Below are 12,329 nucleotides of genomic sequence, written 5' to 3'. Positions count from 1 at the left end.
CCACCCCGCGTCGGACGCGGTGACTACTTCATCTTGTTGCCCGCGGACTTGAGCTGCTGGGCGGCCTCCGCCACGCGGGCGGCCATGCCGGCCTCGCCGGCCTTGCCGTAGGCGCGCGGGTCGTAGGCCTTCTTGCTGCCGATCTCGCCGTCGATCTTGAGCACACCGTCGTAGTTCTTGAAGATGTGGTCCACGATCGGGCGGGTGAACGCGTACTGCGTGTCGGTGTCGATGTTCATCTTCACCACGCCGTACTCGATGGCCTCGTGGATCTCCTCCAGGGTGGAGCCGGAGCCTCCGTGGAAGACGAAGTCGAACGCCTTGGCCCGGCCGTACTTCTCGGCCACGGCCTCCTGGGCCTTCTTGAGGACCTCCGGGCGCAGCTTCACGAAGCCGGGCTTGTAGGAGCCGTGCACGTTGCCGAAGGTCAGGGCGGTCATGTAGTAGCCCTTCTCCCCGAGGCCGAGGACCTCGGCGGTGCGCAGGGCGTCCTCCGGCGTGGTGTACAGCTTCTCGTTGATCTCGCCGACGATGCCGTCCTCTTCGCCGCCGACGACGCCGACCTCGATCTCCAGGATGGTGCGGGCCTCCTTGGAGGACGCCAGCAGCTCCTCGGCGATCCGGAGGTTCTCCTCCAGCTCCACGGCAGAGCCGTCCCACATGTGGGACTGGAACAGCGGGTCCTGGCCCTTGGCCACGCGCTCCTTGGAGATTTCGAGCAGCGGGCGGACGAACCCGTCGAGCTTGTTCTCGGGGCAGTGGTCGGTGTGCAGGGCCACGTTGACCGGGTACTTGTCCGCGACCACGCGGGCGTACTCGGCGAACGCCACCGAGCCGGTGACCATGTCCTTGATCGTGGAACCCGACAGGAACTCGGCGCCGCCGGTGGAGATCTGGACGATGCCGTCGCTTTCGGCCTCGGCGAAGCCCCGCAGTGCGGCGTGCAGCGTCTGGCTGGAGGTCACGTTGATGGCCGGGTAGGCGAAGCCCTGGGACTTCGCGCGGCTCAGCATCTCGGTGTAGACCTCGGGGCTGGCGATGGGCATGGCTTGACTCTCCCTGGAATCGGACCTGGAGCGAGCGGCCGCCGGTCGCGCCGACGGCACCCCACGTGCGTTGCCGGTGGAGGGTCCGGGCGGCGGGGGGAGCCCGCGACTCGGGTCGCACGTCCGGACGTGTCCACCAGGTGTCACCCAAGTATCCCGAACGCACGGAGCCGATGGAAAGGTCTAGACCAAATTCGATGAGGCTCGGCGGATGCGACAAGGCCGATGAGTGAGCGCTTTGTGGTGCTATCTACCTGATTGAAGAACCTTGTGAAGTTTCGTGCACCTGTGACCGAATTATGGGAAGCAGAGAGGTTCCGAACGATCACTGTCGCTTTTTGCCGTGATACACGCTACATTCAACGCCGTGGGAAGGCATAGGAATGATCCTCGCGGCGTTGGCCAGGTAGTGGCCATCGTCGGAGCAGTCGTGCTTCTGGTCACGATGCTCGCGCTCGGCGGGTTCTTCTTGTACCGCTCGCTCCCCGGCAACTCCGGCCCCAGTGTGAGTGCCAACGCCTCGGGGGCGGCGAACGAGGACGAGAGCCCCAAGGGCGCCTTCTACGTGCGCGTCATCGGTGAGTCCAGCCGCGTGTTCGTCCGCATCCCCGGCGGCGACGTCCTGCACGACCAGGAGGTCCGCCAGGGCAGCTCGCTCACCTACGCCGAGATCCCCGAAGGTGGCATCGAGGTCACCATCGGCGACCCCACCGCCGTCGAACTCTTCGTCAACGGCCGCGAGCGCGACATCGCAGACCGCGGCGCCGACTACAGCTTCACCGTCGACGGCTGACCGACCCCGGTCCCCCCGGTCCCCGCCCGCGGCGGCGGGACGACCGCCCCGCCGCACCGCTCCGGCGTCCTCAGATCTCCAGATCGGACACCTGGTACACGGCCCGGTACTCCAGGCCCTCCTTCTCCACGCGCTCACGCGCCCCGCGGTCCAGGATCAGCGCCGTCGCGACCACCTCGGCCCCGGCCTCGCGCAGCGCCTCGACCGCCGTCAGCACCGAACCCCCCGTGGTGGAGGTGTCCTCCAGCGCCAGCACCCGGCGGCCCTTCACGTCCGGACCCTCGATGCGCTTCTGGAGCCCGTGCGCCTTGCCCGCCTTGCGCACCACGAAGGCGTCCAGCCTGCGGCCCCGCGCGTGCGCGGCGTGCACCATCGCGGTCGCGACCGGGTCGGCGCCCAGGGTCAGCCCGCCCACCGCGTCGAACTCCAGGTCCGCCACGTTGTCCAGCATGACCGACCCGACCAGCGGGGCGGCCTCCCCGTCCAGGGTCACGCGGCGCAGGTCCACGTAGTAGTCGGCCTCCTGCCCGGAGGACAGGACCACCTTCCCGCGCACGACCGCCTTATCGTTGATCTGACGCAGGAGTTCATCACGTTCGCTCATGATCCATGAGCGTAGAACACCGGGCGGCACCGCACGTCACCGCGGCGCCCGGACGGAGAGGGACCGCCATGCCGAACACCCCCGGGACCGTCCGGGTCGAGATCACCGTGGACACCCGAGAGGGCGCCGAGCGCCTGGCGGAGTCCGCTGTCGGCCGCCACCTCGCCGCCTGCGCCCAGGTCGGCGGGCCGATCACCAGCCACTACCGCTGGGAGGGCGAGGTGCAGCGCGACCAGGAGTGGACCGTGGTGTTCAAGACCGCCGAGGACCGCCTGGACGACCTCACCGCGCACATCGTCCGCGAGCACCCCTACGACGTTCCGGAGGTGGTGGCGGTGCCCGTCGTCGGCGGCAACCCCTCCTACCTGGCCTGGGTGCGCGACGAGACCCGCCCCGCCGCGAACGGTGAGCGGGGTGCCGCCGGGTGATCGCCGTCCTGCTGCCCCCCACCCTGGGACGCCCCACCCGCCTGCCCGGACTCGGCGAGGGCCTGGGCGCCGCCGGGCTGACCCCGGTCCGGATCGAGGTCGACGGCGACCGGCTCCCGCCGTACGCCGCCCGGTACGTGGCCGCCGCCAGCCTGGAGATCCGCCGCCTGGTCCCGCCGGACGCACCCACCGCCCTGGTGGTGGAGGGCGACGCGGGGCCGCTGGCCGGCGCCCTGGGCGCGGCCCAGCGCGCCGCGCACCGGCCGGTGTTCGGATACGTGCTGGTGGACGCGCTGCTGCCGCAGCCGGGCATCGCCGACCGGGCCGACCTGGACCGGACCCAGAACCCGCAGGGCGCGCCGACCCAGCCCGTCCCCGAGGGGGAGCCGGAGGGGTACCGCACCGAGAAGCTGCCGCCGTCCGCGGACTGGCCGGACGCCCCCTGCGGCTACCTGCTCACCGACCCGGCCCGCGCACACGCCGCCCGGCTCGCCCGGATGCGCGGCTGGTCCGTGCGCGAGTGCGCGCCGGAGAAGGCCTCCGGGGAGCTGGCCGCGCTGCTGCTGGAGCTGCGCGGCATGGCCTGACCCGCGACCCGCTCCGGTCGGGCGCCGTGCACGGGTGCGGGGAGCGGGGTGCCGGGCCGGTTGGAACCTCGGCGGTGTCACCGTGCCGTTCACAGGCGGGGGTGGCCCCGGGACGGGACCTTTCTTCCGAGCCGTGCGTTCCGACCTGGGCTTTGGCTGTCGGACGGAGTTATCCACAGGTGGGGAAAACGGGATGACGCGGCGTCCGGGCTCCGGGAACATCGGAACATGATCACCGACCATTTCCCGGTCCTGGGGCTGCGTGTGCGCACCCCGCGGCTGGAGCTGCGCCCGCCCACCCTCGACGACCTCTCCGACCTTGCCGACGTCGCCCTCTCGGGTGTGCACGATCCGGCCGAGATGCCGTTCATCCATCCCTGGACGGACCAGCCCCCGGCCCGGCTCGCGCTGTCGGTGGTCCAGCACACCCTCGGCCTGTACGCGCGCTGGACACCGGAGAACTGGGAACTGCCCCTCGTGGTGGTCCACGAGGGGGAGATCGTGGGCGTCCAGGACATCCTGGCCAAGGATTTCGCGATCACCCGCCGGGTCTCCAGCGGCTCGTGGCTGGGGATCAAGCACCAGGGGAAGGGCATCGGCACCGAGATGCGCGCCGCGATGCTGCACCTGGCCTTCGATGGGTTGGGCGCCCGGGCGGCGGCCTCGGAGATCATCGAGGGCAACTTCCGCTCCGAGCGGGTGTCCCGAAGACTCGGCTACCGGGACGACGGCACCGGTATGGCCGCGGTCCGGGGGAAGGCGGTCAACGGGCTGCGGTTCCTGCTGCCCCGTGAGGACTGGGAGGCGCACCGCCTCGACGTGCCCGTCACGCTCTCGGGGCTGGAGCCGTGCCTGCCGTTCTTCGGACTGGGCGAACTTCCGGGGTGACGTACCGGGACGGATCGGTCACACATCGGGTACGGTTCTGAGCCGACGGCACCACCGCGACCGCCGTGCGGCGGCCGGTGACGAGTCGGAAGGAACCCCCCGTTGCACGACCACCGTCCCCACACCGCACCGGCACCGCCCTTTGTGCTGCCGCCGGGGCTGCGATTCCCGTACGCGATCGGCCGGCCGGGGCCGAACGAGCCGACCGGGCCCCGCCCCCGCGCCGACCGCGGGATCCCGGCCCCGCCGTCCGCCCGGCGCACGCCGCCGCGCGGGACACCGCAGGTCTGGGGCTCACGTTCCCGAACGCGCGCGGTGGACGCCGTCGCCGCCGCCTTCCTGGCGGGGGAGCCCCGCCCGAGCGCCGGTGCCGGCGGTCCCCGCCGCGCCTGGTTCGACGTCCCCGAGCCGTACCACCCCTGACCCCCGCGCCCGTCCGCGCCGAGGCACTCGCGGTCGAGGAGGCCTGCGCCCGCCGGGCCCGCGCCGTGCCGCAGGGGTGGACGCCAGGGCGCCCGCGCGCCCGCGCCGCGGCGGCAGATCAGGCCGGGGACATGCCGTGCCGCGAGGTGGAGGTCGGAGTGTCCACGGCCGACCCGTGTGCGGTGGCGCGGTGGCGGATGCCAGGGTGCCCGCTCGGCTGTTCGTGCCGGGGCGGCGCGGGCCGAGGGCTCGGCTGGGGTCAGGGGGTCAGGGTGGTGTCGGGGGTGGGGTTTTCTACAGCGGGGGCGGCGCGCATCATGCCGACCAGGCCCACCAGGATGCCGGTCAGGATGCCCAGGCCGGTGAGCACACCGCTGACGAACGGCGCCCACTCGGCGGCCCCCGACGCCACCAGCACCAGGCCGGCCACGCCCATCGCGGAGATGTAGACGGCGGCGGCGAGGATCTGCCGCATCCGCCAGTACCAGGCCAGCGGCAGGAAGTGCAGGCCCACGATCAGGGCGATCCAGGCGATGTTGGCCTGCCAGGCCACATCCAGCAGGCGCAGCACCTGCACGCCGCCGAGGATCAGCACGACCTCCACGAGCACGACGACCCCGTAGAACGGGCCGAACCGGAAGGCGGGACCGGGCCCCGCCGACGGCGGCGGGGCCGGGCGGCGGGAGAGGGTTCCCGCGAGCACGACGACCGCCACCAGCGCCGCCACGGCGAGGACGCGCAGCACCACCCCGACGGAGGAGGGCAGCGGCGGCCCGGCGTTCGCGAGCACGAACGCCAGGCCGAACCCGGCACCGATGAGGAAACCCGTGAATTGACGCATGGTGCGAACCTAGTGCCCCTGCGTTCCCGGCGTTCCCCGATGTCCGGAACAGGCCAGGGTCCCGGCTCAGCGGGCCTGGACGACCACCGAACGCGCGATCCTGTCGTGCAGGCAGCGTCTGCGCTCCTTGTCGCGCAGCGACCAGAGCACGTTCGCCAGCGACCAGGGCAGCAGCCAGTTCACGGGGTTGGTGAACCCGGGCGCGAAGCACAGCGCGCGCGGCAGGGCGCGCCACGCGGGCAGCCTCCCGCCGCCCTCGGCGCGGATCACCCACAGGCCCAGCAGCACCTTTCCCACCGAGCGGCCCCACACGGAGACCTGGAACCACTCCCACAGGATCGGGAACACGAAGAACGAGAAGATCGCCCCGGAGACGAACGCCCGGTCGGCGGCCTCCCCGACGATGTCCCCGCCACCGATGGTCACGGCGGTGAAGGTCGTGGCCAGCATCATGAGGAACCACAGGACCCCGGCGATGACGGTGTCGACGAACCGGGCGAAGAAGCGCTGCCCGGGCTCGGCCAGGCCGACGGTGGGGTCGTCCGGGTTCCACTCGGTGTGGTGGCGGAGCCCGGCGGGCCGCACCGGCGGGCCGTAGCCGGGCACGGGGTGCCCCGGGTGCCCGGCTGGCGGAACCGGGTATCCGGCCGGGGGGACCGGATATCCGCCGTGCGGGTACGGGCCGGGCCGGCCGTACGCCCCGGGCTGCGGGTACTGCTGCGGAAAGGGGTGCGGGTGCCCGGGCGCGGGCGGCAGCATGGTCGGTACCCCAGGTGCCCCAGAAACCTCAGGCGTCCCGGACACAGCAGGTGTCCCAGGCGTCCCGGATGCGGTAGGCATCCCAGGCGCTCCAGACACCTCAGGCGCTCCCGGTGCGGCGCGCTGCGCGGCAACCGCCGCCGGAGCCTCTGCCGCGGGCACGGGCGGTGCCTCCCGGACGGGCGCCGCGGCCCCCTCGGGGGCGGACACCGCGTAGGAGGCCGACGGGTACACGGGGTCCCCGGCCGGTGCGGGCACCGCCGTCGCGGCCGAGCCCACACCCGACAGGACACGCTCCTCGCCCTCGCCGCGCTCGGGGACCGCAGTGATCGTGTAGCCCGCGTACCGCGGCGCGGCCGCCCGTTCCGGCTCGGCCGGAGCGACCGGCGCCTGCGGCGCGGCGATGCCGTCGAGGGCGTCGAGTCCGGCGTCGGTCTCGGGGGCCCGGGGTTCGTCCCCGAGGTGGTCGAGCAGGGTGCCGCGGTACAGGCCCGCCCCGTCGATGTCGATCGTGCCCGCGCCCGACAGCGAGAACCCGCCGCCGCGCTCGTACATGCGGATCAGCGGCTCGAACAGGTCCGGCAGCTCCGGCAGCTCCACCCCGGCGTCGCGGGCGGTGGCCAGGTGCAGCGCCCAAACACACGATTTGCCCACCGTCGGGTACTGCTCGACGATCGCCGGGCTCTCCAGCACACCGCCCACGACCCCTTCGGAGGCGCGCACCCCGGGCGCGGCGAACTCCGCGACGTCGTAGAACGGCCACCCCTTCCCCTGCACGGCCCGCGTCCACAGCGCCGCCCGCCGCAGGTACTCGCGCATCAGCGCCACCCGCGACCGGGTGCGATCCCCGCCCGCGCCCCCGTTCCAGTCGATCGCGTGAATACGCGCTGCCAGAGCGTCGACGGCGGTGGTACTGCAACTCATCAAGGTTCCTTTATTTCGGGATGGGGTGGGGATGATCGGTGCCGGGCCCGGGCGGCGCCGTGTCGAGGGGATGGTACTTTCGGGCCTGGATTCGTGTGTCCGCCTGCTTTCCGAATGAACTTCCACGGGCTCATGAGAATCCACATCGGCATTGGGCCAGGACGCATCCGACCGGAAGTCATGTGAATATGACACGGAATATTTTCACAGAATACGAGACCCTCTACTCGGCCGCCGCCCGAATGGCGGCCCTGGGGCGGGGAGCCTGGCAGCCCGGGACCGTGTGGCCACCCCGGCGCGCCGACGCGTGGCACCGGTTGGCGGAGGCCCTCACCGAGGGCGCTGAACCCGCCGCGGAGCCGGGAGGGCCCGCGGATCCGACTCGGCATCTGCTGACCGCCCGGACGTCCGACGACCGCCCGGTCACCCTGGCCGAGGCCGCGCGGGACTGGCGGTGCCGGGTGGGGGAGAGCCCGCGGATCGTCCACCCCTCGTACCGCCTCCAGGACGACCCGGAGGCCCACGGCGCCCCATTCGCCCCGGGGTCGTGCGTCATCGTGACGTCCTCCTGGATCACCGAACTGCGAAGCCTCGTGGTCGATCTGGAGTATCGGCTGTTCCCGGGCCGACCGCCCTGTGTGATCGGCGTGGAGGCGGCCGACCTCTCCCCTGCCCTGCGTGAGATGGCCGACCGCCTCCGCGGGGCGTTCACCGGGCAGGGGGGAACCCCTGTTCCACCCCGCGCGCCGATCCCGGGTCCGGTCGCCGAACCCGCCGCCCGTCGGGCGGACGGCGACGGGCTCCGGAGACTTCAGGACGCCGCCCTGCGAGCGGTGGAGGACATCCCCTCGCCCCGGGACTTCGCGGGCAGTGAGGACCTCACCCTGGACGACGACCTCGTCGACGCCGCCGAGATCCTCCGCCGCACCCTCGACGGATCCGAGACACGGCCGTGGCGGGAGCGGGCGGACTTCATCGACCCCTCGACCGGCCTGGTATCCGGCAGACGGGACGGGTCCTTCGGCACGGTCGCCCGGACTCTGGGCCGGGACCTGCTGGGCTCCTCGCCCGCGCCCCGGGTTCCTGACGTTCCGGAGCAGGCCCGGCCGCCGGAGAACGGGCTCAGGGAGAAGGCCGTCGCGTGGCAGACGGCCTTCGTGCTCGTGGAGATCTTGGACGAGATGGCGGAGCGGTTGGTGCCGGGACGGTCCACGGGGCTGGTCGGCTTCGAGGCCCACCCGTTCACGGAGACGGCGAGAAGCCTCTCCCGAACCCTGCTCGCCCTGTGAACCGTGACCGTTCCCGAGCCGACAGGACATCAAGACGACTTCATGAACAGCTATCTCTTCGTGGTCAGTTCCGGCGGCATTCAGAACGGCGCCCACGTGCTGAACCGGAGAATTTCCGAGGAACTTGCCCGAGGGCACGCCGTTCACATGATCACCCTGGGCGAATCCTTCGAGCGCCCCGGCATCGGTGTGTCCGAATGGCGATTGGAGGATCTGGACGGAGCGCAGAGGGAAGAACTGAACAGCACTTTTCCCTACGTGGACCGCTGGCCCCTGCGCTTCCAGCACCACCTCGAAGGAAAGGGACCAGCGGAACTCGGGCTGCCCGAGAACCCGGAGGCCTTCACCGCCGTCATCGGATTCGGCGACACCACGACCCCCGGCGCGCTGATGATCCGGGACAGGTTCTACCCCGGGGCACGGGTCGGGAGCATCATCACCATGGATCCCGAGGCCTTGGAGACGGCCCTGGGGGACCCTGAGATGGGCCGGTACCGGGCATGGCACCAGGGGACGCTGTTCCAGCACGCGGACCTGGTCATCGCGCACGGGCCCAAGTCGGGCCTCGACGCGGAACGGCTCATGGAGCGGGCCGGGGAACCGGGTGGGGGGCGGACACCCATCCACACGTTCATCCCCGGGAACAGCGTCGAGGGTCCGGCCCCCGCGCCTAGGAGCAGGGACGAACCCATGGAGGTTCTCATGCTCGGGCGTATGGGCGATCCCAACAAGGGGGCGATCGACGTGGCCCGCGCGGTCGGGCAGATGCGCAGGCAGGGCTATGACCAGGTGCGGCTCACCCTCCAGGGAGTGGACCAGGCCGAGATGGCCGACTTCTCCCGGACACTGGACGAGGAGGTGGGCCCCGGTTGGCACGACTTCGTCGAGGTCCGGGAGTTCTCCGACTCCAGGGAACGGCTCGACGCCGTCATCGACCGCTCCCACGTCATGGCCATGGCGAGTGAGAGCGAGGCGTACGGCCTCGCAGCGGCGGAGGCCGCCTCCCGGGGGAAGCCGGTGGTCGTCGCGAAGGGCAACGGCAACGGCTTCGCCGTGCTCATGGAGGATGAGAGGTTCATCCCCGCCGAGGCCGGGTCCCGGCTCGTGATCGACGACTCCGGGTCGGTGTCCCACCTGGGGAACACCATGGGGGAGGCCGGGTCGTCCGGCGTGGACCGGTACAAGCTGTTCGCCCGCAAGCTCATCGACGTCCACGACGACCCGGAGAAATACCACGAGGCGGCGCTGGTCGTGCGCGAGGCGCTGCGCGGCTACTCCGACCGGGACGCCGCCCAGAGCCTGGACACGGCCGTTTCGTACGTCCGGCAGGGCGGCACGTTGGACACCTTGCAGCGGCCGGGTGGGGAGACCGAGGTCGTCTCTCCCGGCCAGGGTGAGGGGATGGTCGCCGACACCGGCCGGGGCCTGCTCAGGGACGGGCCGCCGCGGGTCGCCGAACGCGGCGGCGACCCCTCTCCGTCGATGTCCGCGGACAGGCTCCTCAGCGCCGGCGCTTCGGGGCCACCGGTATCCCGGTCCTCGGACGGGGGCGGGCGTCGATCTCACGGTCCCGGACAGGAGCGCGATCAGGGGATCGGGTACTGACGTCCCCCCGCGCCGGACGATCAGGGGACGGAGTGCGCGCGCAGCCGTTCCTCCAGTTGTTCGGGGGTGGGTTCGACCTCCGTGCGCCACGGCGCGTCCGGGTCCCGGTGGGTCGCCATCCACAGCGAACCCGTCCAGGCGATGCGGTGGGTGGTGCCCCAGGTGGAGCGCAGGCGTTCGAGGGTCACCTCCGGGGGTTCCCAGGTCCGGCCCTTGGCGTCCTCGTGCGGGCCGCTGTGCCCGGCCTCCAGCAGGCAGGTCCGTCGGGTGCAGGAATGGTCGAGGTGGGCCTCCCCGCACAGCGGTGCGATGTAGGGCGTGGAGGAGGACACGGGAGGGGTTGCGGTCATCGAGCGGCCTCCTTGATGTCGCAGAGCCTCCGGTCCAGGAACTTGACCGCGGCGTGGGCGTCGGCGGTGTCGCGCGCGTGGCGCAACGCGTCGCGCACCGCCCGGACGCACTGGTCGTCGGCGGTCCCCGGACCGGTGCGGGGACCGACGCGGTCGAGTGCGTCCGCGGCGGTGTCCAGCAGGTCGTCGAGATAGATGCCGTTCATCGTGAGGACCCGTTCCCTCTCAGGCGGTGAAAATTCGGATGTGACGTGGGTGAACCGGTGAGCTTTCCCACGCCACCACTCTGACCTGCGGGATTGCGGTGCGGCCAGCACCTTTGGGCTTTCCGGGAACGAAAGACGATGCGGAGGGTGCTCGTGTAGATTTTTCTACGTGACGCGTAAGGGATTCTCGGAGATTCTCGCGGAATGCCGCAGCATGGTCGGCTGCACGCAGCAGGCGCTGGCCCGAGCGGTGGGTGTCACGGATGCCTCGATCTCCCGCTGGGAAAACGGTGCAAATCCCCCAAATGGCGATATTGTGGAGCAACTGGACAGAGTCCTGGGTGCCGACGGGGAGCTGGTGCGTGCCTGGCGCTACGAGAAGTTCGGGGCTGACCTGCCAGCCTGGCAGCAGAAGGTGGGGCTCTTGCAAGAGAGATCCCTCGCGATTGACTGGCTGTCCCCTGTTTTGGTCGCCGGAATGCTTCAGACCGAGTCCTATGCGCGTCTGGTCTTCAAGGACGGGCAGCCCCTGGTGGCCGATGCCGAGATCGACCGCTGGGTGGTGGCGCGTTGCGGGCGGCTCAAAGTCCTGCGAGAGCGTCGTCCCAACCTCGTGGTCACGGCTGTTTTCCCTCATAGCGCCTTGACCTGTGTCCCGGATGATGTCCGAAAAGAGCAGGCCTCGCATCTGATGGGTCTGATGGGGCAAGGTGGGGTTAACGTCCACCTGCTGCCGCGAGGTGTGTACATGCTGGGAGTGACCGCGCCCGTTCAACTCTTCCGCCTGGAGGATCAGACCGTGGCCGTCGCGAGTGACCACATCGCGGGAAACGCGATTTTGGAAACCGGCAACCATCTTCGTGTAGAGGCCCTGGTGAGAAGGTGTTTGGCGTCGGCGATGCCATCGGGAGAGACCCGGCGGATGTTGAAGGAGTTGGCGGAGTGAAGGCAACCTGGTTCAAGAGCAGCTACAGCGAAAGCGGCAGTCAGTGCGTTGAGGCCCGGATGTGGCACAAAAGCAGCTACAGCGACACCGGCAGCCAGTGTGTAGAGGTCTCCGAGGGCGTGACCACCGGTGTGCGGGACACGCAACACCGGGAGCTGGGGCACCTGGAGTTCGCGGCCGCCGAGTGGACGGCCCTGGTGGACCTCGTCAAGCAGCAGGCCTGAGGGCCCGGCCGGTACGGCCGTCGGCGCTTAGGGGGCGGTACCTTCCTGGTATAGGTGCCGCCCCTTTTGCATGGAACAATTTCCAATAAATGCCAAGAAATCGGACTAAGAACCCACTTCGGGCACGCCTTTTTTCTCCGGCTAGAATCTCGCCTGAACGCCCCTGAGCTGCCACGACGCCCGAGTCCGCAAGTCTCTTCGAAGTCGTTACGGAAAAACGTCGCCCCACGCTAGGCCAGTGCCCTAACCTGGCCGCATAACTCGATATAGAGGCCCCGCGGTGCTTGCTGAGCACCCGAGGCCGTGGTCAGCAACTCACACTTTTCACAGGAAGATTGCCAACGTGCACCAGTTTAGCGGTGCGCTCCTTGAGACTGCCTTCGGGCTGCTCGGAGCGCTGTTCCGCATCTCCCGCG

General features: G+C 70.6%; 14 protein-coding genes. 8 read left to right on the top strand and 6 right to left on the bottom strand.

All coding sequences use genetic code 11. From position 1 onward, the window contains the following. Positions 1-23: 23 nt before the first annotated feature. A complete protein-coding gene (fbaA, locus tag ACJOT3_RS25280; protein ID WP_406975597.1) occupies positions 24-1,046 on the bottom strand; it encodes a class II fructose-bisphosphate aldolase in 1,023 nt (340 codons plus the stop codon). A 409-nt stretch (positions 1,047-1,455) separates the two neighbouring features. On the opposite strand from fbaA, the gene ACJOT3_RS25275 reads away from it, so the two are divergent. Next, entirely contained in the window at positions 1,456-1,839 is a 384-nt protein-coding gene (locus tag ACJOT3_RS25275; RefSeq protein WP_406975596.1) for a RodZ domain-containing protein, read from the top strand. A 70-nt stretch (positions 1,840-1,909) separates the two neighbouring features. On the opposite strand, the gene pyrE is transcribed toward ACJOT3_RS25275, so the two are convergent. Next, positions 1,910-2,443 carry an orotate phosphoribosyltransferase gene (gene pyrE, locus ACJOT3_RS25270; RefSeq protein ID WP_406975595.1) on the bottom strand — a complete coding sequence of 178 codons (534 nt, stop codon included), beginning with the start codon at positions 2,441-2,443 and terminating at the stop codon, positions 1,910-1,912. 68 nt (positions 2,444-2,511) lie between these two features. On the opposite strand from pyrE, the gene cutA reads away from it, so the two are divergent. The 3 genes from cutA (at position 2,512) to ACJOT3_RS25255 (ending at position 4,346) form a co-directional block, all read left to right on the top strand. Continuing rightward, on the top strand, positions 2,512-2,871 hold the full coding sequence (gene cutA / locus ACJOT3_RS25265; protein ID WP_406975594.1) for a divalent-cation tolerance protein CutA: 360 nt from the start codon (positions 2,512-2,514) through the stop codon (positions 2,869-2,871). After that, complete coding sequence (locus ACJOT3_RS25260) at positions 2,868-3,458, top strand: hypothetical protein (protein ID WP_406975593.1); 591 nt, start codon at positions 2,868-2,870, stop codon at positions 3,456-3,458. The genes cutA and ACJOT3_RS25260 overlap by 4 nt, the downstream gene beginning before the upstream one ends. A 228-nt stretch (positions 3,459-3,686) precedes the next feature. Next, a complete protein-coding gene (locus ACJOT3_RS25255; protein WP_406975592.1) occupies positions 3,687-4,346 on the top strand; it encodes a GNAT family N-acetyltransferase in 660 nt (219 codons plus the stop codon). Between the two features lie 682 nt (positions 4,347-5,028). Here the strand turns inward: ACJOT3_RS25255 and ACJOT3_RS25250 are convergent. Both ACJOT3_RS25250 and ACJOT3_RS25245 read right to left on the bottom strand, forming a co-directional pair. After that, positions 5,029-5,610 carry a hypothetical protein gene (locus ACJOT3_RS25250; RefSeq protein ID WP_406975591.1) on the bottom strand — a complete coding sequence of 194 codons (582 nt, stop codon included), beginning with the start codon at positions 5,608-5,610 and terminating at the stop codon, positions 5,029-5,031. A gap of 66 nt (positions 5,611-5,676) precedes the next feature. Continuing rightward, positions 5,677-7,293 carry an RDD family protein gene (locus ACJOT3_RS25245; protein ID WP_406975590.1) on the bottom strand — a complete coding sequence of 539 codons (1,617 nt, stop codon included), beginning with the start codon at positions 7,291-7,293 and terminating at the stop codon, positions 5,677-5,679. 188 nt (positions 7,294-7,481) lie between these two features. Between ACJOT3_RS25245 and ACJOT3_RS25240 the strand changes: the two genes are divergently transcribed. Both ACJOT3_RS25240 and ACJOT3_RS25235 read left to right on the top strand, forming a co-directional pair. Then, on the top strand, positions 7,482-8,582 hold the full coding sequence (locus ACJOT3_RS25240; protein ID WP_406975589.1) for a hypothetical protein: 1,101 nt from the start codon (positions 7,482-7,484) through the stop codon (positions 8,580-8,582). Between the two features lie 42 nt (positions 8,583-8,624). Continuing rightward, positions 8,625-10,187 (top strand): glycosyltransferase, encoded by a 1,563-nt coding sequence (locus tag ACJOT3_RS25235; RefSeq protein WP_406975588.1) that lies wholly within the window; start codon positions 8,625-8,627, stop codon positions 10,185-10,187. A gap of 20 nt (positions 10,188-10,207) precedes the next feature. On the opposite strand, the gene ACJOT3_RS25230 is transcribed toward ACJOT3_RS25235, so the two are convergent. Both ACJOT3_RS25230 and ACJOT3_RS25225 read right to left on the bottom strand, forming a co-directional pair. After that, on the bottom strand, positions 10,208-10,537 hold the full coding sequence (locus tag ACJOT3_RS25230; protein WP_406975587.1) for a hypothetical protein: 330 nt from the start codon (positions 10,535-10,537) through the stop codon (positions 10,208-10,210). Next, positions 10,534-10,743 (bottom strand): hypothetical protein, encoded by a 210-nt coding sequence (locus ACJOT3_RS25225; protein WP_406975586.1) that lies wholly within the window; start codon positions 10,741-10,743, stop codon positions 10,534-10,536. The genes ACJOT3_RS25230 and ACJOT3_RS25225 overlap by 4 nt, the downstream gene beginning before the upstream one ends. Positions 10,744-10,912: 169 nt before the next feature. Between ACJOT3_RS25225 and ACJOT3_RS25220 the strand changes: the two genes are divergently transcribed. Further along, positions 10,913-11,689, top strand: coding sequence for a helix-turn-helix domain-containing protein (locus ACJOT3_RS25220; RefSeq protein ID WP_406975585.1), 777 nt, complete (start codon positions 10,913-10,915; stop codon positions 11,687-11,689). Continuing rightward, positions 11,686-11,913, top strand: coding sequence for a DUF397 domain-containing protein (locus ACJOT3_RS25215; RefSeq protein ID WP_406975584.1), 228 nt, complete (start codon positions 11,686-11,688; stop codon positions 11,911-11,913). Before ACJOT3_RS25220 ends, ACJOT3_RS25215 begins: the two co-directional genes overlap by 4 nt. The last annotated feature ends 416 nt before the right edge of the window (positions 11,914-12,329 follow it).

It is taken from the genome of Nocardiopsis protaetiae, from assembly GCF_045446735.1.
Classification (GTDB): Bacteria; Actinomycetota; Actinomycetes; order Streptosporangiales; family Streptosporangiaceae; genus Nocardiopsis; species Nocardiopsis protaetiae.
Note: the sequence above shows the minus strand (reverse complement) of the source record. Positions and strands in the feature narration are given on the sequence as shown.

Excerpts from the sequence above, each read along its gene's own strand:
- ACJOT3_RS25230 (WP_406975587.1), bottom strand. The coding sequence starts at position 10,537 with ATGACCGCAACCCCTCCCGTGTCCTCCTCCACGCCCTACATCGCACCG.
- ACJOT3_RS25240 (WP_406975589.1), top strand. The coding sequence starts at position 7,482 with ATGACACGGAATATTTTCACAGAATACGAGACCCTCTACTCGGCCGCC.
- ACJOT3_RS25245 (WP_406975590.1), bottom strand. The coding sequence starts at position 7,293 with ATGAGTTGCAGTACCACCGCCGTCGACGCTCTGGCAGCGCGTATTCAC.
- ACJOT3_RS25255 (WP_406975592.1), top strand. The coding sequence starts at position 3,687 with ATGATCACCGACCATTTCCCGGTCCTGGGGCTGCGTGTGCGCACCCCG.
- pyrE (WP_406975595.1), bottom strand. The coding sequence starts at position 2,443 with ATGAGCGAACGTGATGAACTCCTGCGTCAGATCAACGATAAGGCGGTC.
- cutA (WP_406975594.1), top strand. The coding sequence starts at position 2,512 with ATGCCGAACACCCCCGGGACCGTCCGGGTCGAGATCACCGTGGACACC.
- ACJOT3_RS25225 (WP_406975586.1), bottom strand. The coding sequence starts at position 10,743 with ATGAACGGCATCTATCTCGACGACCTGCTGGACACCGCCGCGGACGCA.
- ACJOT3_RS25235 (WP_406975588.1), top strand. The coding sequence starts at position 8,625 with ATGAACAGCTATCTCTTCGTGGTCAGTTCCGGCGGCATTCAGAACGGC.
- ACJOT3_RS25250 (WP_406975591.1), bottom strand. The coding sequence starts at position 5,610 with ATGCGTCAATTCACGGGTTTCCTCATCGGTGCCGGGTTCGGCCTGGCG.
- fbaA (WP_406975597.1), bottom strand. The coding sequence starts at position 1,046 with ATGCCCATCGCCAGCCCCGAGGTCTACACCGAGATGCTGAGCCGCGCG.